Genomic DNA, 20,893 nt, shown 5'->3' on the forward strand with positions numbered 1-20,893 from the left:
CTGTCGATCAATAGCGGATGACCGATGCGCCCCACGTAAAGCCGCCGCCCACGCCTTCGATCAGGACGTTCTGACCGCGCTTGATGCGCCCGTCGCGAACCGCGACGTCGAACGCGAGCGGAATCGATGCCGCCGACGTGTTGCCGTGCTCGCCGACGGTGACCACCATCCGCTCCTGCGGAAGACCGAGCTTGCGACACGTGCTTTGCATGATGCGGATGTTGGCCTGATGCGGAATCAGCCAGTCGATCTGCTCAGGCGCGAGGTTGGCCTTGGCGAGCGCTTCGATCGCAACCTTCTCCAGCACGTTGACGGCGAGTTTGAACACCGCCGGGCCGTCCATGTGCAGGAACGCGCTGCCCGCCACCACGCCGCCGTTCACGTTCCCCGGCGTGCACAGAATCTTCGCGTGGCTGCCATCGGCATGCAGCGCGCTCGCGAGTACGCCCGGTTCTTCGGACGCTTGCAGGATGACCGCGCCGGCGCCGTCGCCAAACAGCACGCACGTGGTCCGGTCGTTGAAATCGAGAATGCGCGAAAACGTCTCGGCGCCGATCACCAGCGCCGTACGATGCTGCCCGCTGCGAATGAAACTGTCGGCGATGGCAACTGCGTACGCGAAGCCGGAACACACGGCCTGCACGTCGAACGCCGCGCCGTTATTTTTGATACCGAGCTTGTTCTGCAACAGACACGCCGTGCTCGGAAAAACGAAATCCGGAGTGGACGTAGCGACAATGACGAGATCGATGGACTGCGGGTCGATGTCAGCCGCTTCGATCGCGCGTTGTGAAGCGATCAGCGCGAGGTCGCTCGTGGTGACATCAGGTTCTGCGAAATGGCGGGCATGAATACCCGTGCGCGCGACGATCCACTCGTCGCTTGTCTCGACACCCTGTTTCGCGAGACGTTCAGCCAGATCCTGATTCGTGACGCGTCGGGGCGGCAGATAGCTGCCGGTGCCCAGCACGCGGGAATAAATAGTCGATTGAGCCATTATGCCTTCGAGGATTGCGCAGCGTAGGGATCGGCTGGCTGGCCCGCGACCGGGCTGGCCTGACCCGCGCCGCCTGTCTCCGGATTCACTCCGGGGGCTGCCCCACGCGCTGCCTGTTCGAGAGGACCCGCATTCTCTTCCATCGCGGATGCAAGGCGTTCGAGCACGCCATTTTTGACGGCATCATACCCGCGTTTGATCGCCCACTCAAACGCGTAGGCATCGGCCGAACCGTGGCTCTTGATCACGAGACTGCGCAACCCGAGCAGCGCCGCACCATTGTATTGCCGGTGGTCGACGCGCTTCTTGAAACGCATCAATACCGGCAATGCGAGAAAGGCCATCAGCTTCGTGAGCCACGAACGGCCGAACTCTTCCTTGATGATATCGGAAAGCATCTGTGCGAGCCCTTCCGACGTCTTCAGCGCGACATTGCCGACGAAGCCATCGCAGACGATGACGTCGACGGTACCTTTATAGATATCGTCGCCTTCGACATTGCCGCGGAAGTTGAGCGTGCTTGCACGCAGCAGTTCGCCGGCGCGCTTGATCGTCTCGTTGCCCTTGATGACTTCTTCACCGATGTTGAGCAGGCCGATGGTGGGCCGCTCCTTGCCTTCGAGCGCGGACACGAGCGCGTGCCCCATCTCGGCGAACTGCAGCAGATGCTGCGGCTCGCAATCGACATTGGCGCCAAGGTCCAGCATCATCGTGTAGCCGGTGCGGTTCGGCAGGGCGAACGCGATCGCCGGGCGCTCGATGCCCGGGAGCGTTTTCAGCACGTAACGGGAAACCGCCATCAGCGCGCCTGTGTTGCCGGCGGAGATGAAGGCCTGCGCTTCGCCTTCCTTGACCCGGTTCAGCGCAACGCGCATCGACGAGTCTTTCTTTTTGCGCAGGGCGACTTCGACCGGATCGTCCATGGCGACGATCTCGGTGGCCGCGACGACCGTCAGCGCCGGCTCGTCCAGCGCTTTCAACTTCTTCAGCTGGGCCCGGATCGCGGTTTCGATGCCGACAAGCATCAGGTGCACGTCGGGATGCGAACGAACGAAGTTGACAGCTGCGGGAACGGTCACGGACGGGCCGTGGTCGCCTCCCATGCAATCGATCGTGAGCTTTACAGTCATGGAATGCGACGAATTTCAGGCACAAAAAAGCGGCAGTTGAATGCCGCCTTTTTGTCGAGCCGGGAAAATGTCAAGCGAGCTGATCGCCACGCGACACGCCATTGAACGCAACCGCGGAAGACGCGACGAGTCGGGAACGATTAGTCGTTCTTCGTCTTGACGACTTTCTTGCCGCGATAGTAGCCGTTCGGGCTAACGTGGTGACGCAGATGCACTTCACCCGTGCTCGGTTCGACAGCCAGCGGTGCTGCGACGAGAAAATCGTGCGAGCGGTGCATGCCGCGCTTCGACGGCGACTTCTTGTTTTGTTGAACTGCCATGATAACTCCTAAAAATTTTCCGAATTCTAACACAGCCCGACAAGGCAATCGGCAGTGGCCGACTGGCCAATACGCCGAAATACCATCGCGCTCCCATGCAACCGTTCAGTGCTTTTCGCCGCCAGGACCGCCCCGCTTGAGCCCTTCGAGCGCCGCAAATGGATTCGGCCGTCCGGGTTCGCCACCCTCGCCAGCTTCGTCCCGCGCCGCCTCTTCGCCCTCGCCATCCGCACCGCTTACGCCCGAGACGAGACTTTCGTGAACCTCGGGGCAAACATCGTGCTTCGGCACCAGCGGCAGCGAAAGCAGCAATTCCTCTTCGATCAACCCGACGAGATCGAACTGGCGTGAGCCCACGATCACCTCGACTTCATCCTCATCCAGCGGGAATTCTTCCGCTTCTTCCTCGGTGTTGACTACCCGGTATATCGCGTCGACGTTGAACGCCTGCTCATACGGGGCCAGACAACGCTGACACACCAGCCACGCCGAACCGTGAAGCGCGAGCCGCAGATAAGGCTGCGGACCCTCGGTGCCGTCGTCCTGCAATTCGGGCTGGGTCGACCCTTCCGCCTGCCAGGTGAACGCGGTATCGCGCTCTGGCGCCTCGGCCGGGACTTCGTTTAACATGCGCGGCAGTTGCGAGACGCGCACCACACCCGCAGCCTGCCGGCCGCTTCGCGCGAATTCGAACAGGTCGAGTTCGCGCGGATCGAGAACGGCAGCGGAACCTGCAGGTTTGCCAGGATGTTCAGTCATGTGCGCTCCTGCGTGGATGGCCTTTCGGCCGGGATGATCCGGCATGCTCGGGGCGTTGCCTGTTGCCATATGTCATATGCGATGCGCAACAGGTGCGCGCGCAAATAACATAGCGATGAAAAGCCCAAAATCATATCCGTTTTGTCTTTTCGAGTCAAACACTTAAGTCCGCATCCCGAAACCGGTTTGCGGTCCGTCTTTACTGCCTTTGGTCGACCATGCCAGCTCCCCCGAATCGCCCGCCCCGCCTGATTCTCGCATCGAGTTCGCGGTATCGCCGCGAACTGCTCGAGCGCCTGCGGATTCCGTTCGACGTCGTCGTGCCGGACATCGACGAGACGCCGCTCGCGGGCGAAAGCCCCGAAACCACCGCGTTGCGGCTCGCCGAAGCCAAGGCGCGCGCCGTCGCCGGATCCAGTGCGGCAGCCGCATCGCGTACGCTTGTTATCGGCTCCGATCAGGTCGCAACTTACGACGGCCTGCAGATCGGCAAACCCGGCACGCACGCAAAAGCGCTGGCGCAACTGCAGGCCATGCGCGGTCGCGAAGTGCTGTTTCATAGTGCGCTTTGCCTCTTCGACAGCGGATCGGGCCAGGCGCAAACCGTCGATGTCGTCACGCACGTGCGCTTTCGCAACCTGCCGGACGCCGGTCTCGAGGCGTATCTCCTTGCCGAAAAGCCCTATGACGTCGCGGGCAGCGCAAAATCGGAAGGGCTTGGCATTGCGCTTCTCGAAGCAATCGATTCAGACGACCCCACAGCGCTGATCGGCCTCCCGCTGATTGCACTCACGGGCATGCTGCTGGCGGCTGGTTACCCACTTTTTGGTGCACGATGAGCGGCGTTCTCTACCTGATCCCCAATACACTCGGCGAAGGCGACGCGGACGCGCTCGCCGCCGTCCTGCCCGCACCGGTTCGCGCACAGGCCGCCGCGCTGCACTATTACATCGGCGAAAACGCGAAGACGACACGAGCGTTCCTGAAGAAAGTCGGCACCGACCGGCCGATTCAGGAAATCGAGATTCGCGAGCTGAACGTGAATACGCCGGCCGGAGAGGTCGAAAAGCTGCTGGCGCCGATTCTTGCCGGAACGGATGCCGGGCTTGTTTCGGAAGCCGGTTGCCCGGCCGTTGCCGATCCTGGCGCGTTGCTCGTACGGCGTGCGCATGAGCGCGGCGTCAAGGTCGTGCCGCTCGTCGGGCCAAGTTCGATCCTGCTGGCGTTGATGGCATCGGGTCTGAACGGCCAGAGCTTTGCGTTTCACGGCTATCTGCCGGTCGACGCAGCGGAGCGCGCGAAGCGTCTGCGCGAACTCGAACAACAGTCGCGCAAGGCGAAGCAAACCCAGATTTTTATCGAGACGCCTTACCGCAACCGCGCACTGGTGGATACGCTGATCGCAACCTGCGCGCCTTCGACGCTCGTCTGCGTCGCGGTCGATTTGACGCTGCCGGAAGAAACCATCGCGAGCCGTTCCGTGGCGGACTGGAAAAAAGCACCGGCCATCGATCTGCACAAGCGACCGGCGATCTTCCTGCTACTGGCGGTCTAGGCGAAGCATCAAGGCGATAACGGCCGCCCGGTCCAGCCCGGTGCCGGCGTGGTACCCGCCGGGTTCCCCTGCCGCGCTGTATGAACAAGCCTGCGGAGTGCGTCAAACCGGTCAACGGCCACTCAGCCACTCATGGTCAATGCAGGCTGAACTTCCCGCCAGCAATCATCGCGTGCACGCCGGCCGCGCCCACTGCCGCGCCGAATTTTCTCGCAACGCGGTCGGTGATGCTTTCCTTCACCGTGTAATCGACGATGTCCGGCGCCTTGATGATCTCGCGCGCGACGTAATCGGTGTCGCCGAGCGCGTCCGCGAGGCCCAGTTCGATGCTCTGCTGGCCGGTCCAGAAGAGACCCGAGAAGATATCCGGCGTCTCATGCAGCCGCTTGCCGCGGCCCTGACGCACGGCATCGATGAACTGCGCGTGGATCTGGTCGAGCATCTCCTGCGCGTGGGCGTCCATCTTCGGCGTTTCCGGCGAGAACGGATCGAAAAAGCCCTTGTTCTCACCCGACGTATGCAGCCGGCGCTGCACGCCGAGCTTGTCCATCAGGCCCGTGAAGCCGAACCCGTCCATCAGCACGCCGATCGAACCGACGATGCTGGCCTTGTCGACATAGATTTTATCGGCGGCAGCCGCGACGTAATAACCACCCGACGCGCACATGTCGTCGACCACGACATAAAGCGGAATCGACGGATATTTGCCCCGCAAACGCCGGATCTCGCGATTGATGATGCCCGCCTGCACCGGACTGCCGCCCGGACTGTTGATGCGCAGGATCACGCCGGCCGTGCCGTCGTCGTCGAACGCGCTCTCGAGCGCGGTATCGATATCGTCCGCGTTTGCGTTGGTGTCGGACGAAATCTCGCCGTCCAGCGTGACGAGCGCCGTGTGGCGCCCGGTCGTCGATACGCGTTCGCCGCTAAAGTCGAACACGCCCCAGACCAGCAGCGCGAGAACACCCAGAAACACGAAGCGGAAAAAGATCTTCCAGCGCCGGGCCGCGCGCTGTTCGGTGATCGCGGCAAGCGCGATGCGCTCGAGCGCCGCGCGCTCCCAGCCCGGCTCCGGTTCAGGCAGGCGGCGGTCCGAACCGGCGGGTTCAATGGGATCAGGATTTTGATTATCGGCCATGCGTCGCAGAATGAAGGATCAAGGGGTGACCGGACGCAATTCGTCGTCCGGAAGCCAGAACACGGCGCGGCCTTCAGGCGTGTCGCGTTCGTCGACCTCGACGGGACGCAGCCTGCCGCCACGGCACGGACCGCCGACACACCGACCGGTGTCCGGCGCATAAATCGCACCGTGCGTAGCGCACATCAAGTATAAACCCGACGATTCGAAGAACTGGCCCTCGGACCAGTCGAGCTCCATCGCCACATGCGCGCAGCGGTTCAGGTACCCATAGGCGCGGCCATCGTAACGCACGAAGAATACAACCACCTCCCCACCGCCATACGTCGCGGCGTGGCGCACGCCGGCGCCGCCGTCCACCAGCTCACTGGAAGCGCAGATCCAGACCGGCTCGTGAGTCGCGCCGCTCATGCGTTCTCGCGCAACCAGGATGACAGCGACCCCACGCTGTCCGCGACGAATTTCGGCGTCAGCGCCGTCAGCGAAGTGGCCGGATGCGCGCCGTAGCCCACGCCGACGCCCGCCACGCCGGCATTGATCGCCATCTGCAGATCGTGCGTCGTATCGCCGATCATCACCGTGCGCACGGGATCCTGCCCCAGTTCGCGTGTGAGTTCATGCAGCATTGCCGGATGCGGCTTGGAGAACGTTTCGTCGGCGCAGCGCGTGCCGTCGAAGAGGCTCGTCAGGCTGCTCTGGTCGAGTGCGCGGTTCAGTCCTACGCGGCTCTTGCCCGTCGCGACGGCCAGCAGATAACCCGTGTCCCGCAATTCCTGAAGCATCTCGCGCACCCCCGCGAAAAGCTCGGTGGTCTGATCCTTGACCAGATAGTGAAAGCGGTAGCGCTCGGCAAGACGCGGGTAGTCAGCCGGATCGAGCGTCGGCGCGGCGATCTGAAGCGCATCGCGCAGGCCAAGACCGATCACATAGCTCGCGGCCTCGTCAGCGGGCACGGGCAGACCGAGGTCGCGACACGCCGCCTGGATGCTGCGCGCGATGTGCACGGTCGAATCCATCAACGTGCCGTCCCAGTCGAATACGATCAGGTCAAATTGCTCTCGGGCCATGCGGGTTCGTCTCGTTTTGGGGTTGATCACGTAATGCGGTGAGCTGGGCGACGAAGCGCCGGCATTCGGCCGGCAGCGGCGCGTCGAACTGCAGGACGTCGCCGGTGGCCGGATGTCTGAGCTTGAGCCGGTACGCGTGCAGGAACATGCGCTTTAACCCCGGATTCGCGTTCGCGCGCGCCAGCGCCTTGTTCAATGCGAAGTCGCCGTATTTGGCGTCGCCGACGATCGGCAGCTCCAGATGCTGCAGGTGAACGCGAATCTGGTGCGTGCGACCCGTCTTCAACTCCGCTTCGACAAGCGCGTACGACGGCCAGCGATCGATCAGGTTGAACACCGTATGCGACGGCAGGCCGTCCGGCTGCACCCGCACGCGCCGCTCGCCTTCGGGGGTCAGATACTTGTGCAGCGGCTCTTTCACTGTATGCCGGCGCCCCCAGTCGCTCGCCCACTCGCCGTGGACGCACGCATAGTACCGCTTGTCCATCTGGTTCTCGCGGATCTGTTCGTGCAGACCGACCAATGCCGCCCTTTTTTTGGCCAGCATCAACACGCCCGATGTCTCGCGATCGAGACGATGCACCAGTTCCAGGAATTTTGCCTGTGGACGCGCGTGCCGCATCTGCTCGATCACGCCGAACGCAACACCGCTTCCGCCATGCACGGCGACGCCGGCGGGCTTGTCGATCACGAGCATGTGATCGTCTTCGAAGAGGATCTTGAAATCCGCCGACGGCACCGGCGCGTGCGCGGCAGATTCGGTGCCCTGCGCGATCCGGATGGGTGGCACACGGACCAGATCGCCCAGTTGCAGACGATACTGCGCATCGACCCGCCCCTTGTTCACGCGTACTTCGCCGCTGCGCAGGATACGGTAGACATGGCTTTTGGGCACGCCCTTACAGACACGCAACAGGAAGTTGTCGATGCGCTGACCGGCCGCGCCGTCGTCGATCTCGATCATCGAGACCTGGTCGCCTGCGACCGCGCTATTGAGCGATTTCTGGGATATTTTGCCTAACTCTTTCATTATGAATATAATTTGCCCAGCAGTCTGCAAGACCGGCACATTGGACCGGTGCATTCAACCGGTGTATTACACTGGAATGCGGGCGGATTGCGCAGGTGCAAGCGATAAACCGCTATTTTACTTGCGCCAGGGTCTGGCTGCTCACCCTGAAAATGAGATGCAGCGAGTTGCACGCACGGAACCAGCACCCGGCAGGGACGGCGCCCACAGGCGCGTTCGGTCACGGTCGGCTCCGACGGTAACGGAATGTTGGCAAAAAAGAATTTATCCGGTGAGCGTAGGTCGCGGGCGGTCTGATGGCCCCGCGTGATGCTCCTGGTTGCGAATATACGGCGTGCGCCCGAGCGCGTCCTGCAGAGAATGCGGGGCATGGCGACGTCAAAATGAGGCGAGACACCCCGAGTGGGAAGTCGGGCGTTTTGAGCAAGCTTCCCGCTGCGGCATGGCCGCAGCCTTCGTCCGGATGGTCCTGCGCACAGCTGGCGCGCCGGAAGGACACATGAAGGCGATGCAGGTCGGACTGCCAGAACCCCCGGCGTGTCGTGCCGTTATTTGAAGCCGTATTCGCGTGTGCCCAGCGGCACCGTGTCCGTATGCCGGACCGGCCCCGTATCTGGCAATTCTCCCACCATCGTTCCCGCTCCAGCGTGCTTGTGAAAACACAATAAGGCGCGGCATGCCGCTGCCCTCGACGTTCCGGCTGACAACCGGCACGCGGGCAGGCAGAGCCGCTCTGGAGCCGTTCAATGAAACGCATGCTGTTTAATGCGACGCAGCAGGAAGAACTGCGCGTCGCCATCGTCGATGGGCAAAAACTCATCGATATCGACATCGAGACCGCCGGCCGCGAACAACGCAAAGGCAATATCTACAAAGGTGTCATCACCCGTATCGAGCCGTCGCTCGAAGCCTGTTTCGTCAATTACGGCGAAGACCGGCACGGTTTTCTCCCGTTCAAGGAAGTCGCCCGTCAGTATTTCCGTGACGGCGTCGACATGCGCTCGGCACGTATCCAGGATGCGCTGCGCGAAGGCCAGGAACTGATCATTCAGGTCGAAAAGGAAGAGCGCGGCAACAAGGGCGCGGCCCTCACCACGTTCATTTCGCTCGCCGGCCGTTACCTCGTGCTGATGCCGAACAATCCGCGCGGCGGCGGCGTGTCGCGCCGGATCGAAGGCGACGACCGTCAGGAACTGCGCGAAACCATGGCGCAGCTGCAACTGCCGGAAGGCATGAGCATCATCGCGCGCACGGCCGGTATCGGCCGCTCGGCCGAAGAGCTGCAATGGGACCTGAACTACCTGATGCAGCTGTGGCGCGCGATCGAAGCCGCGTCGCAAAGCGGCTCGTCAGGTCAGCCGATGCTGATTTATCTCGAATCGAGCCTCGTGATCCGCGCGATTCGCGACTATTTCCAGCCGGATATCGGCGAAATCCTGATCGACACCACGGAAATCCATGACCAGGCACGCGCCTTCATGGACATCGTGATGCCGGACAACGTCAGCAAGGTGAAGCGGTATCACGACGACGTGCCGCTCTTCTCGCGTTTCCAGATCGAACACCAGATCGAAACGGCGTACTCGCGCACGGTGCCGCTGCCGTCGGGCGGCGCGATCGTGATCGACCACACCGAAGCGCTCGTCGCGATCGACGTGAACTCGGCACGCGCCACCAAGGGCGCCGACATCGAGGAAACGGCCGCGCGCACGAACCTCGAAGCCGCCGACGAAGTCGCCCGCCAGTTGCGTCTGCGCGACCTGGGCGGCCTGATCGTGATCGATTTCATCGACATGGAATCGGCCAGGAGCCAGCGCGAAGTCGAGCAACGCCTGAAAGATGCGTTGAAGCACGACCGTGCGCGTGTCCAGATGGGCAAGATCTCGCGCTTCGGCCTGATGGAACTGTCGCGTCAACGCCTGCGTCCGGCCCTGTCGGAAGGCAGCCACGTGACGTGCCCGCGCTGTAACGGCACGGGTCACATCCGCGATACCGAATCGTCCGCGCTGCAGGTGCTGCGGATCATTCAGGAAGAAGCGATGAAGGAAAACACCGCGGCGATCCATTGCCAGGTGCCGGTCGAAGTGACCGCCTTCCTGCTGAACGAGAAACGCGCGGAAATCAACAAGATCGAATCGCGCTTCAAGGTCAACGTCGTGCTGATCCCGAACAAGCACCTCGACACGCCGCATTACAAGCTCGAGCGCCTGCGTCACGACGATGCGCGCCTCGACGAACCGCGTGCTTCGTGGAAAATGGCCGAAGAAGCGGCTCGCGAACTGGAATCGGAAACCGGCTACAGCAAGCGCACCGAAGAAGTGAAGCCGAAGCAGGAAGCAGCGGTCAAGGGCATCACGCCCGAGAAGCCGGCGCCGAGTGCTCCGGTGAAGCCGGCTGCGGCGACGCCCGCGTCTGTCGCGGTAACACCGGCTGGCGGTGGATTCATCGGCTGGCTGAAGAATCTGTTTGGCGTGGCGCCCGCAGCGCCTGCTCCGGCTCCTGCCCCGGCTGAAAAGCCGGCGCGTCCGGCACGCGGCGAACGCGGTGAGCGAACCGGCGAACGCGGTGGCGATCGCAATCGTAACCGCCGTGGCGGCGCAGGTGGCCGCGATGCGGCTGGCCGCACCGAAGGCGCGAGCGCCGGCCGTCAAGGTCAACCGTCGCAACGTCAGGAACGCGAAGGTCGCGAGCCGCGTGAGGCACGCGAAGGCCGTGAGGCACGTGAACCGCGTGAGCAACGCGAGCCGCGCAACGCCCGCGAACCGCGCGAAGCACGTGAAGGTCGCGATGCACGTGGCGAGCGTGGTCAGGAACGTGGCGAACGCGTGGAAGCCAACGAAGGCACACCGCGCGGCGAGCGTCAGGAACGCGGCGAGCGCCGTGAACGCGGAGAACGTGGCGAGCGCCGCAACCGTCAGCCGCAGGAAGGCGAAGCGCTGAATCAGGAAGCAACGCTCGAAACCGCGCTGCCGGTTCAGGCAGACATGACTGAAGGCGCTGCGCCGGCCGATCAGGAAGCGATTGCACGTGAAGGTGAAGAACGTCGTCGTCGCCGTCGCGGCCGTCGCGGCGGTCGTCGCGAGCGCGAGGAAGACGGTTCGAACGTCAACCTGGCCGCCGACGTTGCTGAAGCAGAAGGCGATACCGTGAACGTCGCAGCCGATGCACCGGTGCGTGCGCCGGAGCCGCGCGTGGAACGTAGCGAAGCGAAGGATGTGACGCCGGTGGAAGTCGTGGTTGCCGCCGTTGCAACGCAAACCGCCGTGGTCAGCGAACTGCACGCTGCGGCCGAAACGCCGGCTCTCGCCGTCGAAAAGGCAGCGAAGTCCGAAGCGGTTGTCCCGGCTGACGAAGCACCGGTTGCGCAGGCTGGGTCCGCAGTCGAAGCGCCGGCTGCGCCGTCCTTCGAACCGGTGGCCGCGGAACCGGCACCGGCAGTCGCGGCGACGCCCGCTGAGCCCGTTGTACCGGTTGCGTCTGCCGCACCCGCTGTCAGCGAGACGCTCACGCAGGTCGAACCGGTTGCTCACACGGCGGCGCCTGCCGTCGAAGCGCACGCCGAGCCGGCGCTCGCGCCGGTCTACGAAGCGGCTGTCGAAGCCACCGTCGCACCGGCGGTGCAGGCTGAGGTTCACGCTGAACCACAACCTGCCGCTGTCGAAGCGCCCGTTGCCGCGGTGCCAGCGCCGGCGGCACCGGTAGCAGCGACCCCGGCACGCGAGGCATCGCGCCCGAACGGCCTGTCGCCTGAAGCCCTCCAGCCGGTGCTTGAACAGGCCGGCCTCGTGTGGGTGAACACCGACACGGACAAGCTGCGCGCCGCTCAGGAAGCCGCTGCTCAAACCGTCAAACCAGCACGCGTCGTGCGCGAGCGCAAGCCGCTTCCGCCGGCTGACAGCGCGCCGATGCAGCAGGTCGAAACGGCAAAGCACTCGCAATAAGCCAGTCTGGCTGTTACAGGCAAAAGACCCGCCCTCACCGGCGGGTTTTTTGTTTCTGGGGGTAGCACGCTGTTCCGGGCGCGAGCCGGTGACGCGGCGCCCATACCAGGTATGTCCCCAGGTTGGACGGGGGTCAACGGCGGGCCCCTGTCTTTCCGCTAGAATGGACATCCAGACGATACAAAAGCGATCATGTCCCGACGCATCATTCCTGTTGCCGATGTCAGCGCGATTCCGGATTACTCCGGTCCCGCGCACGCGCCCCGTGGCGAGCTGACGGACACGCTCGCGCGCCCGCTGCGCGACCTGCGCATCTCGGTGACCGATCGCTGTAACTTCCGCTGCGTCTATTGCATGCCGCGCGCGGTGTTCGACAAGGACTACCCGTTCCTGCCCCACGGCGCCCTGCTCACGTTCGAGGAAATCGAGCGCCTCGCGCGCGTGTTCGTCGAACATGGCGTCGAGAAAATCCGTCTGACGGGCGGCGAGCCGCTGCTGCGCAAGAACCTCGAATTCCTGATCGAACGCCTCGCCGCGCTGAAAACCGCCGGCGGCCAGCCGCTCGATCTCACGCTCACCACCAACGGATCGCTCCTCGCCCGCAAGGCGCGCAGCCTGAAAGATGCTGGCCTGACGCGCGTTACCGTCAGTCTCGACGCGCTCGACGACGCGCTGTTCCGCCGCATGAACGACGCCGATTTCGCGGTCGACGACGTCCTGAAGGGCATCGCAGCCGCACACGATGCCGGACTCGCACCGATCAAGGTGAACATGGTCGTGAAACGCGGCACGAACGACACCGAGATCATCCCGATGGCGCGGCACTTCAAGGGCACGAGTGCGGTGCTGCGCTTTATCGAATACATGGATGTCGGCACGTCGAACGGCTGGAACATGACTGAAGTCCTGCCTTCGGCGGACGTCATCGAGCGCATCGCCGCGCATTTCCCGCTCGTGCCGCTCGAAGCGCACAGTGCCGCCGAAACCGCGCAGCGCTGGGGTTACGCCGACGGCGGTGGCGAAGTCGGCGTGATTTCCAGCGTCACGCGTGCGTTCTGCGGCAGTTGCACCCGCGCGCGGCTGTCGACCGAAGGCAAGCTGTATCTGTGTCTCTTTGCCTCGTCCGGCCACGATCTGCGCGCGCTCGTGCGCAATGGCGCAAGCGATGCCGAGATTGCCACCGCCGTCGCCCGCATCTGGCACACGCGCGCCGATCGCTACTCGCAGTTGCGCGGCAGCGCGAGCGCGTCGGAAGAGCGGCGCGTTGAAATGTCGTACATCGGCGGCTAAGGCCGTCGCGTTCATGTCGATCCCCACCGGACAGATCACCGGCCTCGTTCTCGCAGGCGGACGCGGCACGCGCATGGGCGGCCTCGACAAAGGCCTGCAACCCCTGCACGGCGAGCCGCTGGCGCTGCATGTGCTCAGGCGTCTCGCGCCCCAGACCGGACCGGTTCTGATCAGCGCCAACCGTCACATCGAGCAGTACGCCGAACTGGGCGCGGCGTTCGGCGCGACGGTCGTCGGCGATTCCCTGCCCGGTTTTCCAGGCCCGCTCGCCGGGCTGCTGGCCGGGCTGCGCGCGGCGCAAACCGGTTTCGTGCTGAGCGCGCCGTGCGACACGCCGAATCTTCCCGCCGGCCTCGCGCAGCAACTGGTCGACGCGCTCGAAGCGAACGCGGCCGATATCGCTACCGTCACGACCCGGGACGCGAGCGGCGAAACCGTCCTGCATCCTGTTATCGCACTGCTACGCACGTCGCTGGCCGACGATCTGGCGACTTTCCTCGCCGCCGGCGAGCGCAAGGTACGCGCGTGGTACGCGCGCCACACGACCGTCGAAGTCGGCTTTACCGACGGGCGCGCGTTTTACAATGCCAACTCCTTGCAGGAACTCGCCGATCTCGAACGGGCATAAGACCTTGTGCAGCGGCTATAGCCGCCTCCGGTCGCACGCGTCACGAGACGATCGCCGGATCCGCATCCGGGCCGCGACGCATCTCACCCAATGACCACGTTTAACGACTTTTCCCGTTGTATCGTCCAGTACGACCCTCACGCGCTGCCTGTGTCCTCGGCCCAGGCGATCGTGCGCGAATGGGCGAGCCCGGTGACGGCAGTCGAGCGCGTGCCGTTGCATGACGCGCTCGACCGCGTGCTGGCCGAAGATATCGTTTCGCCGATCAACGTGCCCGCGCACGACAATTCGGCGATGGACGGCTACGCGTTCGACGGCGCATCGCTCGAAGCACAGGTCGCCGCCCAGGTTTCGCTTCGAGTCGCGGGGAAGGCGCTCGCGGGTCACGCGTTCGGGCGGGCAATCACGGCTGGAGAATGCGTGCGCGTCATGACCGGCGCGCTGATCCCGCCCGGCTGCGACACGGTCGTGCCGCAGGAAGCCGTGACCCGCGAAGCGGACACGGTTCATTTCGCCGCGACCGCATTGATGCGTGGCGCGAATCGCCGCCTCGCCGGAGAGGATCTGGCACAGGGCCAGCCCGCATTGCGCGCGGGCCGCATCGTGCGTGCATCCGATCTCGGTCTGCTTGCCTCGCTGGGTATCGGCGAAGTGCCGGTGCGCCGGCGACTGCGCGTCGCGTTCTTTTCCACCGGCGACGAGTTGCGCTCGCTCGGCGAGCCGCTCGACCCCGGCTGCGTGTACGACAGTAACCGTCACACGCTGTTCGCGATGCTGCGCCGGATGAACATCGCCGCGCTGGATCTTGGCGTCGTGCGCGATGAACCGGCCGCGCTCGAAGCGGCACTGCGCAACGCTGCCGAAAGCGCGGACGTCGTGCTGACGTCTGGCGGCGTCTCGGTTGGCGAAGCAGATTTCACGAAGCAGCTGGTACGCACGTTCGGCGACGTCGCGTTCTGGAGTCTCGCGATGCGCCCAGGCCGCCCGCTGGCGTTTGGCCGCGTATGGTCCGGCGGCCGGCCCGGCGCCGGTCACCCCGCGCTGTTCTTCGGCCTGCCGGGCAATCCCGTCGCGGTGATGGTGACCTTCTACCAGATCGTGCGCGAAGCGCTCATCGTCATGTCCGGCGCGACGGTTTCGCCGCAACCTGTTATTTCGGCGACCAGCACGCAGGCGATCCGCAAACGCCCTGGCCGCACGGAATTCCAGCGCGGCATCGCGACACGCGACCCGCACGGCCAGTGGCACGTCACGCCAACCGGTTCGCAAGGCTCCGGCGTGCTCAGTTCGATGAGCGAAGCGAATTGTTTCCTCATGCTCGCGCACGAGCAATCTGACATCGATGAAGGCGACACTGTCGACATCATGCTGTTCGACGGCCTCGTCTGAACACCCCATCTCAACGAAACCATCACGACTAGCAGGTTTGATTCAAATGAAAAAGCAGATCTCCTTCATCGCGCCGGGACAAACCGCCAAGGCGCTGATTCTGGTTTATCTGACGTTCAGCGTGCCGATCGTGTTGCTAGGCGTGCTCGTCGCATTCTTCCGCTATGGCTCCGTCGAACTGAGCACCGTGTTCAGCGCGCTGCTGCTGAACGCGATTCTCGGTTTCATCCTGCTGTGGATCGCGTGCCACGCGTATAACTGGGTTGCGTCGCGCTTTGGCGGCATCGAGATTCATCTGTCCGACGCGCCGGAAGAAGCCTGATGGCCGCCACCATCCGCTCAGCGACGCCCGCCGACATCGGCGCGATTTTCGCGCTCATCTACGAGCTGGCCGAATTTGAAAAGCTCACGCATCTGTTCGTCGCGACCGAAGAGGGCCTGCACGATGCGTTGTTCGGTGAGAAGCCTTCGTCAGAAGCGCTGGTTGCCGAAGCAGACGGATGCGTCGTGGGCTTCGCGCTCTTCTTCCACAATTTTTCGACGTTCCTCGGTCGCCGTGGGCTGTATCTCGAGGATCTCTACATCCAGCCTTCACAACGCGGCACGGGTCTCGGCACGGCGATGCTGCAGCGCCTCGCCGCGCTGGCCGTCGAACGCCAGTGCGGACGCTTCGAATGGTCCGTGCTGGACTGGAACCAGCCAGCCATCGATTTCTACGAGAAGATGGGCGCGAGCGTAATGCCCGACTGGCGCATCGTGCGCATCACGGGCGACGCGCTCGAGAAGCTGGCCGCGCCTGGGCGTATCAAGGCGGGTTGATTGCCTGGCTCTGCCGCGCCGCCATTGGTGTCGGGTTAGCGAAGTTTTCCTTCGATGGGCCCGCCGTCGTCAGTCAGCTAGCGTCAACCACGTTGCACACGCTGGGCATCTTCACCCCGCCGCAGCGTGCGGTGCGTGAAGACCGGATCACGGTTCGTCCGCATCCGCGCCTGAGAGCGTATCGCCGAGCAGCCCGCTCGCCGCTTCGCCCGGCAACGCCTCGACATCGCGCAACTTGCGGTTCATCACCCGCGTACGCGTTTCTGCCTGTTCGATCGAACGCGTGACGGTTTCGAGTTGCGCCTTTGTCTTCGACAGCACGTCGCCGAACTTGCCGAACTCCGTTTTCACCGCGCCCAGAACCTGCCAGACCTCGCTCGAACGCTTTTCGATCGCCAGCGTGCGAAAACCCATCTGCAGACTGTTGAGCAACGCTGTCAGCGTGGTCGGGCCAGCAATCGTCACGCGGTATTCACGCTGTAACAGGTCGGTCAGGCCAGGGCGACGCAGGATCTCCGCATACAGACCCTCGGTTGGCAGGAACAGCAACGCGAAATCAGTGGTATGCGGCGGCGATACGTACTTTTCCGCGATGGTCCGTGCCTCCGCGCGGATACGCGCTTCGAGCGCGCGCGACGCGTCTTCGACCGCCACCGGATCAGCCCGCTCCTGCGCATCGATCAGACGCTCATAGTCTTCGCGCGGGAATTTGGCATCGATCGGCAGCCACACCGGAATCGCGACGCCATCGGCTGAATCTTGCCGCCCCGGCAGCTTGATCGCGAACTCCACACGATCGCCGCTCTTCGGAATCGTGGCGACGTTCTTCGCGTACTGGTCGGACGTCAGCAACTGTTCGAGCAACGCCTCCAGCTGCACTTCGCCCCACGTGCCGCGCGTCTTCACGTTCGTCAGCACCTTCTTGAGATCGCCGACGCCCGCGGCGAGCGTCTGCATCTCCCCCAGCCCGCGATGCACCTGCTCGAGCCGGTCGGAGACCTGCTTGAACGATTCGCCAAGACGCTGCTCGAGTGTCGCGTGCAGTTTCTCGTCGACCGTGCGACGCATTTCCTCGAGCTTCGTCGAGTTGTTCGCCTCGATGTCCTTCAGACGCTGCTCGATCGTCGCCCGGACCTCGGCGAAACGCCGGTCGTTCGCCTCGGTCAGCTGGGCCAGCTGCATCGTGAGCGTGTCGCCGAAGCGCTTGAGCGTCACGCCCTGCTCTTCTCGCGCCTGCAACGACTGCTGCTGCAAACTCTGGCGCACGGCTTCGAGCTGTTGCGCGTTCGATTCGGTGAGCTTCACGAGCTGCTGCGCAAAGCCGTCGATCTGGTTGTTCTGGACGGTCGCGATACTCGTGAGCTGCGACGCAAGTGTCGTCTGGAACTGCGAAAAGCCGCTGGCCAGTTCCAGCCGCGACGTGCGCGCCGTCTCCGTGATCTCGCTGCGCAGTTCACGTTCGAGCCGTTCGTAAGCACGCGCCTGCGCGTCGGCGGCGTCGGTCATCCGCCCGCCGAGCGCCGCGAGAGAGTCGTTCGTATCGGCACCGTTGCGGCCGCGCATCAACACGAGCAAGGCAACGACAAGCGCGATCGCCAGAATGACGACGGCCGCGAGCAAAAGAGTGGTCATGTACGCCCTTTCCCCAGCACTTCAGGATTGATCGGACTGGGCGGCCGCTCGGCACGCGGACCCTCGCCGAGCGCCGCGATGAGATTGTCCGCCGCGAGATTCGCCATCGCGCGCCGCGTGGCTTCGGTCGCGCTCGCGATATGCGGCGTGAGCACCACGTTCGGCACGGTAAGCAGATCGGGATTGAGCTTCGGCTCGCCTTCGTACACGTCGAGGCCTGCCGCCGCGATGCGCTTCGCGCGCAATGCCTCGACGAGCGCGGCGTCATCGACAATACCGCCACGCGCGATATTCGTGAGCGTCGCCGTCGGCTTCATCAAGGCAAGCTCGGCCGCGCCGATCGTGTGATGACTGTCCTTCGTATAGGGCAGCACTAGCACGACGTGATCGGCACGACGCAACAGTTCTTCCTTCGATACGTACTGCGCGTTCAGTTCAGCCTCGATCTGCTCCGCGACGCGCGAGCGGTTGTGATAGATCACCTGCATGTTGAAGCCGCGCGCACGCCGCGCCAGCGCCTGCCCGATGCGCCCCATGCCGATCACGCCAAGGGTCGAGCCGTACACGTCGCCGCCAAGGAAACTGTCGTAGCTCCACTTCTGCCAGTGGCCGGCGCGCAACCAGTGTCCGGATTCCTCGATACGGCGCGCGGCCGCCATCATCAGCGCCCAGCCGAAATCGGCCGTCGACTCGTTCAGGACATCGGGCGTGTTCGTGCCGAGCACGTTCGCGCGATTGAACGCGGCCATATCGAAGTTGTTGTAGCCGACGGCCATGTTCGCCACCACACGCAGCCGTGGCGCCGCGGCAAGTGTCGATGCCCCGACCGGGTCGCCGGCTGTCAGCGCGCCGTCCTTGTCGGCAAGCCGGCGGGCAAGTTCGTCGGCGCCCAGCACGTCTGCGTTGTTCCAGTCCACATCGAAATGCTGCTTGAGCCGGTCGATCACGTCCGGAAAGATCGGACGTGCCACAAGAATCTTCTGCATTGTCATTCTCCGGAGTTGCCGCCCGCGCCGCCCGCACACGACGCTGGCCTCATTACGCCTCTATACAGTCAGAAAAACAGCCAGGTGCCCAGCAGGAACACTGGCATCAACACGACCAGCGCCCAGCCAAGGTACGCGAAAAAGCCCGGCATGCGCACGCCGCGCGATTCCGCGATCGCCTTGACCATGAAATTCGGCGCGTTGCCGATATAGCTGTTCGCGCCCATGAACACCGAGCCCGCAGAAATGGCCGCGAGCGTCATGGCGCCCGAGGTCATGAGCGTATGCGCATCTCCGCCGGCCAGGTTGAAAAACACCAGATAGGTTGGCGCGTTGTCCAGGAACGACGACAGGATGCCGGTCGCCCAGAAATACATCGCATCGTGCGGCTGGCCCGACGCGTCGTTGACGAGATGCACGATGCCCGCGAACGCGCCGTCCTGGCCCGCGCGCAGGATCACGATAACCGGCGCGATCGTCACGAAGATACCGGCGAACAGCTTCGCCACTTCCTCGATGGGCGCCCAGTTGAAATCGTTGCCTTCGCGTGCGGTGCGCGGCGTGATGGCGAGCGATACGAGCGTCACGACGATCAGCGCCGCGTCGCGAACCGCGTTTTGCAGCGCTACGTGCGTGCCGAACAGGTCGAATTCGATACCCGGCTTCCACAGGCCGCTCATCAGCACGAGCCCGATCACCGCGCCGAGCAGCACGAAATTGATCTTGCCATCGAGCCCGAACGGCGCGGAATCGGGCGTCGGATCCAGAAACGGTGTGCGCGACTCCTCGCGATGGCGGAAATAGTACGAATCGAGCACGTAAAAGATGGCGAGCAGCGCCACGCAGACAAACAGCATCGGCAACGCGAGATGCGTCGTCGTCCAGAAAAAGTTCACGCCGTTGAGAAAGCCGAGGAAGAGCGGCGGATCGCCGAGCGGCGACAGCGAGCCGCCTGCATTCGCGACCAGAAAGATGAAGAACACCACGACGTGAACCACGTGTTTGCGATTGTCGTTCGCGCGCAGGAGCGGGCGAATCAGCAGCATCGCCGCGCCCGTCGTGCCCATGATGCTGGCGAGCACGGTGCCGAGCGCGAGAATGCCCGTGTTAAGACGTGGCGAGCCATGCAGGTTCCCACGTACGCAAATGCCGCCCGCCACCGTATAGAGCGAAGTCAGCAGCACGATGAACGGGATGTATTCCTCGAACAGCGCATGCACGAACGTGCCGAACGCCACATCCGCGCCGAAAGCGACGGCGAACGGAATCAGGAATACGGCTGCCCATGCCGCCGAGATCTTGCCGAAATGGTGATGCCAGAACGTCGGCGCGACGAGCGGGAATATCGCGATAGAAAGCAGCATGCCCGCAAAAGGCACGCCCCATGACGCGGAAAGCGTTGCACCATCGAGTGTGGCGGCGGCGGCAAGTTGTGGACACGTTGCCACCAGCAAGGCAACAAGCGCCATGCCCGCGCGCGACGCGGTATGTCGTTTCATCAGGGGATCCGGAATTGAGATAAGCGACCGGTCGCGTAACGCTTTACGCGCCACGGACGACGATCGCGTGAACCCGGTAAGGGCCGTGCGCGCCAAGCACGATGGTCTGTTCGATATCGCCGGTACGCGAAGGCCCGGAGACGAAATTGACCGCACGCGGCAACTCGCCGCGCTCGGCCCGGATCAGGCTGAACGCATCCTCATGACCCGCGACTATGCGCGATGCTGGCACGATCGCGATATGCGTTTCCGGCAGCAGGCCCGCCGATGAATACGTCTGCGGTCCCGACAGCAGTACCAGCGTACCGGTTTCGGCCGTCGCGCAGAAGCAGTCCGTGATGCCGACGGGGTCGAGGTTCCCGGGCTTGCGAAATTCGACTGCGATGCCGGCGTCAGCCCACGCGAGTTCGCGCAGCGTCTCCCACGCGACGGCCTGCACCGGAAGGTTGCGCTCCAGCAGATAACGATGCGCTGCCGCGGGCACATCGCTCAACGTCGCGACTTCCTCGACGGTGGTCGACATCTTGCGTGCTTCATCGACAAAACGCGCGACGAGGTCATCCGGCATGGGCGGCCGCGGACCTTCGGGATGGCGCGCGAGATAGTCCGCGACGGCTTCGCGTTCGGACGCGGCAGGTTCGGCTGGACGGCCCTGCGCTGCGCGTATGCGAGCCAGAATGTTGCGACGGGCAACCGGTGTGTCCATGTGCAAT

20 protein-coding genes are annotated in these 20,893 nt (G+C 63.9%); 8 read left to right on the top strand and 12 right to left on the bottom strand.

Annotated elements, in window-relative coordinates:
- Positions 1–7: 7 nt before the first annotated feature.
- The 4 genes from LPA34_RS05035 to LPA34_RS05050 all read right to left on the bottom strand — a co-directional run bounded on the left by LPA34_RS05035 (position 8) and on the right by LPA34_RS05050 (position 3,206).
- On the bottom strand, positions 8–997 hold the full coding sequence (locus LPA34_RS05035) for a beta-ketoacyl-ACP synthase III (RefSeq protein WP_228975562.1): 990 nt from the start codon (positions 995–997) through the stop codon (positions 8–10).
- Positions 997–2,127 (bottom strand): phosphate acyltransferase PlsX, encoded by a 1,131-nt coding sequence (plsX, locus tag LPA34_RS05040; RefSeq protein WP_228975564.1) that lies wholly within the window; start codon positions 2,125–2,127, stop codon positions 997–999. The genes LPA34_RS05035 and plsX overlap by 1 nt, the downstream gene beginning before the upstream one ends.
- Positions 2,128–2,267: 140 nt before the next feature.
- On the bottom strand, positions 2,268–2,447 hold the full coding sequence (rpmF, locus tag LPA34_RS05045; protein WP_228975567.1) for a 50S ribosomal protein L32: 180 nt from the start codon (positions 2,445–2,447) through the stop codon (positions 2,268–2,270).
- Positions 2,448–2,552: 105 nt separating this feature from the next.
- Positions 2,553–3,206: a DUF177 domain-containing protein gene (locus LPA34_RS05050; RefSeq protein ID WP_228975570.1), complete on the bottom strand. Its 654-nt coding sequence runs from the start codon at positions 3,204–3,206 to the stop codon at positions 2,553–2,555.
- Positions 3,207–3,424: 218 nt separating this feature from the next.
- Here LPA34_RS05050 and LPA34_RS05055 point away from each other — a divergent pair, with 218 nt between their 5' ends.
- Both LPA34_RS05055 and LPA34_RS05060 read left to right on the top strand, forming a co-directional pair.
- Complete coding sequence (locus LPA34_RS05055) at positions 3,425–4,045, top strand: Maf-like protein (protein ID WP_228975572.1); 621 nt, start codon at positions 3,425–3,427, stop codon at positions 4,043–4,045.
- A complete protein-coding gene (locus LPA34_RS05060) occupies positions 4,042–4,761 on the top strand; it encodes an SAM-dependent methyltransferase (RefSeq protein WP_228975573.1) in 720 nt (239 codons plus the stop codon). The genes LPA34_RS05055 and LPA34_RS05060 overlap by 4 nt, the downstream gene beginning before the upstream one ends.
- A gap of 136 nt (positions 4,762–4,897) precedes the next feature.
- Here the strand turns inward: LPA34_RS05060 and LPA34_RS05065 are convergent, their stop codons facing one another.
- From LPA34_RS05065 to LPA34_RS05080, 4 genes are read right to left on the bottom strand one after another with little or no spacing between them, the layout of a single operon-like run.
- On the bottom strand, positions 4,898–5,899 hold the full coding sequence (locus tag LPA34_RS05065; protein ID WP_228975575.1) for a S49 family peptidase: 1,002 nt from the start codon (positions 5,897–5,899) through the stop codon (positions 4,898–4,900).
- Between the two features lie 18 nt (positions 5,900–5,917).
- Positions 5,918–6,310: a Rieske (2Fe-2S) protein gene (locus LPA34_RS05070; protein ID WP_228975577.1), complete on the bottom strand. Its 393-nt coding sequence runs from the start codon at positions 6,308–6,310 to the stop codon at positions 5,918–5,920.
- Complete coding sequence (locus LPA34_RS05075) at positions 6,307–6,966, bottom strand: HAD-IA family hydrolase (RefSeq protein ID WP_090529180.1); 660 nt, start codon at positions 6,964–6,966, stop codon at positions 6,307–6,309. The genes LPA34_RS05070 and LPA34_RS05075 overlap by 4 nt, the downstream gene beginning before the upstream one ends.
- Positions 6,947–7,996 carry an RluA family pseudouridine synthase gene (locus tag LPA34_RS05080; RefSeq protein ID WP_228975579.1) on the bottom strand — a complete coding sequence of 350 codons (1,050 nt, stop codon included), beginning with the start codon at positions 7,994–7,996 and terminating at the stop codon, positions 6,947–6,949. Before LPA34_RS05080 ends, LPA34_RS05075 begins: the two co-directional genes overlap by 20 nt.
- Positions 7,997–8,742: 746 nt before the next feature.
- Here LPA34_RS05080 and LPA34_RS05085 point away from each other — a divergent pair.
- The 6 genes from LPA34_RS05085 (at position 8,743) to LPA34_RS05110 (ending at position 16,063) form a co-directional block, all read left to right on the top strand.
- Positions 8,743–11,937 (top strand): Rne/Rng family ribonuclease, encoded by a 3,195-nt coding sequence (locus LPA34_RS05085; protein ID WP_228975580.1) that lies wholly within the window; start codon positions 8,743–8,745, stop codon positions 11,935–11,937.
- A 192-nt stretch (positions 11,938–12,129) separates the two neighbouring features.
- Positions 12,130–13,227, top strand: a complete 1,098-nt coding sequence (moaA, locus tag LPA34_RS05090; protein ID WP_228975582.1) for a GTP 3',8-cyclase MoaA — start codon at positions 12,130–12,132, stop codon at positions 13,225–13,227.
- A 13-nt stretch (positions 13,228–13,240) separates the two neighbouring features.
- Positions 13,241–13,855 carry a molybdenum cofactor guanylyltransferase MobA gene (gene mobA, locus LPA34_RS05095; RefSeq protein WP_228975585.1) on the top strand — a complete coding sequence of 205 codons (615 nt, stop codon included), beginning with the start codon at positions 13,241–13,243 and terminating at the stop codon, positions 13,853–13,855.
- A 90-nt stretch (positions 13,856–13,945) separates the two neighbouring features.
- On the top strand, positions 13,946–15,244 hold the full coding sequence (moeA, locus tag LPA34_RS05100; protein ID WP_228975586.1) for a molybdopterin molybdotransferase MoeA: 1,299 nt from the start codon (positions 13,946–13,948) through the stop codon (positions 15,242–15,244).
- 46 nt (positions 15,245–15,290) lie between these two features.
- Positions 15,291–15,566: a hypothetical protein gene (locus tag LPA34_RS05105; protein ID WP_090529165.1), complete on the top strand. Its 276-nt coding sequence runs from the start codon at positions 15,291–15,293 to the stop codon at positions 15,564–15,566.
- Complete coding sequence (locus LPA34_RS05110; protein WP_228975589.1) at positions 15,566–16,063, top strand: GNAT family N-acetyltransferase; 498 nt, start codon at positions 15,566–15,568, stop codon at positions 16,061–16,063. The genes LPA34_RS05105 and LPA34_RS05110 overlap by 1 nt, the downstream gene beginning before the upstream one ends.
- A 147-nt stretch (positions 16,064–16,210) precedes the next feature.
- On the opposite strand, the gene LPA34_RS05115 is transcribed toward LPA34_RS05110, so the two are convergent.
- From LPA34_RS05115 to LPA34_RS05130, 4 genes are all read right to left on the bottom strand, one after another.
- Positions 16,211–17,695, bottom strand: coding sequence for a DNA recombination protein RmuC (locus tag LPA34_RS05115; RefSeq protein WP_228975591.1), 1,485 nt, complete (start codon positions 17,693–17,695; stop codon positions 16,211–16,213).
- Positions 17,692–18,681 carry a 2-hydroxyacid dehydrogenase gene (locus LPA34_RS05120; protein WP_228975593.1) on the bottom strand — a complete coding sequence of 330 codons (990 nt, stop codon included), beginning with the start codon at positions 18,679–18,681 and terminating at the stop codon, positions 17,692–17,694. Before LPA34_RS05120 ends, LPA34_RS05115 begins: the two co-directional genes overlap by 4 nt.
- Before the next feature lie 68 nt (positions 18,682–18,749).
- Positions 18,750–20,180: a sodium:proton antiporter gene (locus tag LPA34_RS05125; RefSeq protein WP_228975594.1), complete on the bottom strand. Its 1,431-nt coding sequence runs from the start codon at positions 20,178–20,180 to the stop codon at positions 18,750–18,752.
- Positions 20,181–20,223: 43 nt separating this feature from the next.
- Complete coding sequence (locus tag LPA34_RS05130) at positions 20,224–20,886, bottom strand: LutC/YkgG family protein (protein WP_228975595.1); 663 nt, start codon at positions 20,884–20,886, stop codon at positions 20,224–20,226.
- Between the last annotated feature and the right edge of the window lie 7 nt (positions 20,887–20,893).

The sequence above is a fragment of the Paraburkholderia gardini genome, from assembly GCF_907164575.1.
GTDB classification, from domain to species: domain Bacteria; phylum Pseudomonadota; class Gammaproteobacteria; order Burkholderiales; family Burkholderiaceae; genus Paraburkholderia; species Paraburkholderia gardini.

What these genes read in the sequence shown, in the direction of transcription:
- LPA34_RS05075 (WP_090529180.1), bottom strand. Translation starts at nt 6,966, where the DNA reads ATGGCCCGAGAGCAATTTGACCTGATCGTATTCGACTGGGACGGCACG.
- LPA34_RS05105 (WP_090529165.1), top strand. Translation starts at nt 15,291, where the DNA reads ATGAAAAAGCAGATCTCCTTCATCGCGCCGGGACAAACCGCCAAGGCG.
- mobA (WP_228975585.1), top strand. Translation starts at nt 13,241, where the DNA reads ATGTCGATCCCCACCGGACAGATCACCGGCCTCGTTCTCGCAGGCGGA.
- rpmF (WP_228975567.1), bottom strand. Translation starts at nt 2,447, where the DNA reads ATGGCAGTTCAACAAAACAAGAAGTCGCCGTCGAAGCGCGGCATGCAC.
- moeA (WP_228975586.1), top strand. Translation starts at nt 13,946, where the DNA reads ATGACCACGTTTAACGACTTTTCCCGTTGTATCGTCCAGTACGACCCT.
- LPA34_RS05070 (WP_228975577.1), bottom strand. Translation starts at nt 6,310, where the DNA reads ATGAGCGGCGCGACTCACGAGCCGGTCTGGATCTGCGCTTCCAGTGAG.
- LPA34_RS05115 (WP_228975591.1), bottom strand. Translation starts at nt 17,695, where the DNA reads ATGACCACTCTTTTGCTCGCGGCCGTCGTCATTCTGGCGATCGCGCTT.
- LPA34_RS05080 (WP_228975579.1), bottom strand. Translation starts at nt 7,996, where the DNA reads ATGAAAGAGTTAGGCAAAATATCCCAGAAATCGCTCAATAGCGCGGTC.
- LPA34_RS05055 (WP_228975572.1), top strand. Translation starts at nt 3,425, where the DNA reads ATGCCAGCTCCCCCGAATCGCCCGCCCCGCCTGATTCTCGCATCGAGT.
- LPA34_RS05125 (WP_228975594.1), bottom strand. Translation starts at nt 20,180, where the DNA reads ATGAAACGACATACCGCGTCGCGCGCGGGCATGGCGCTTGTTGCCTTG.
- moaA (WP_228975582.1), top strand. Translation starts at nt 12,130, where the DNA reads ATGTCCCGACGCATCATTCCTGTTGCCGATGTCAGCGCGATTCCGGAT.
- LPA34_RS05035 (WP_228975562.1), bottom strand. Translation starts at nt 997, where the DNA reads ATGGCTCAATCGACTATTTATTCCCGCGTGCTGGGCACCGGCAGCTAT.
- plsX (WP_228975564.1), bottom strand. Translation starts at nt 2,127, where the DNA reads ATGACTGTAAAGCTCACGATCGATTGCATGGGAGGCGACCACGGCCCG.
- LPA34_RS05085 (WP_228975580.1), top strand. Translation starts at nt 8,743, where the DNA reads ATGAAACGCATGCTGTTTAATGCGACGCAGCAGGAAGAACTGCGCGTC.
- LPA34_RS05110 (WP_228975589.1), top strand. Translation starts at nt 15,566, where the DNA reads ATGGCCGCCACCATCCGCTCAGCGACGCCCGCCGACATCGGCGCGATT.
- LPA34_RS05120 (WP_228975593.1), bottom strand. Translation starts at nt 18,681, where the DNA reads ATGCAGAAGATTCTTGTGGCACGTCCGATCTTTCCGGACGTGATCGAC.
- LPA34_RS05050 (WP_228975570.1), bottom strand. Translation starts at nt 3,206, where the DNA reads ATGACTGAACATCCTGGCAAACCTGCAGGTTCCGCTGCCGTTCTCGAT.
- LPA34_RS05130 (WP_228975595.1), bottom strand. Translation starts at nt 20,886, where the DNA reads ATGGACACACCGGTTGCCCGTCGCAACATTCTGGCTCGCATACGCGCA.
- LPA34_RS05065 (WP_228975575.1), bottom strand. Translation starts at nt 5,899, where the DNA reads ATGGCCGATAATCAAAATCCTGATCCCATTGAACCCGCCGGTTCGGAC.
- LPA34_RS05060 (WP_228975573.1), top strand. Translation starts at nt 4,042, where the DNA reads ATGAGCGGCGTTCTCTACCTGATCCCCAATACACTCGGCGAAGGCGAC.